Source organism: Parvimonas sp. M20 (assembly GCF_035282425.1).
Classification (GTDB): Bacteria; Bacillota; Clostridia; order Tissierellales; family Peptoniphilaceae; genus Parvimonas.
In genome coordinates this window covers 1-307 of the sequence record NZ_JAYKBQ010000113.1, presented here as the reverse complement: position 1 = coordinate 307, position 307 = coordinate 1, and the positions used below count along the sequence as shown (strand labels likewise).

General features: G+C 53.4%; 1 protein-coding gene. It reads left to right on the top strand.

The genetic code is table 11. The annotated features are described in order from the left end of the window. Positions 1-190 (top strand): hypothetical protein (locus VJI93_RS08620; RefSeq protein ID WP_324009293.1); only part of this gene is annotated, 190 nt, incomplete at its 5' end. Positions 191-307: the final 117 nt, after the last annotated feature.

The following is a 307-nucleotide window of genomic DNA, read 5'->3' as shown; positions in this document are numbered from 1 at the left end:
CGGCATCGATAGCCAGAGCTGCGCCAATGAAGGCCAGGCCTCCAACCTTTCGAAGCTGATGCCTGATGGTTCAGTCAAGCGTCGAGCGGATGGTAAGGTGCTCAAGGGTCCGAATTTCTTTCCGCCCAATATGCGCAGTGCTCTTTCTGCTATGGGTATGAGGTTTACTTCCCTTCTCAACCGCCACTGAGACCACCGCACCCAGGTGTCGGAAAGGCAACAAAGGTCATCCCCATGGAACAGAAGAAAACATATCCAAGCCTCCATGATCTCTGCACCGAGCAGGGTATCGATATTGCCGACATCA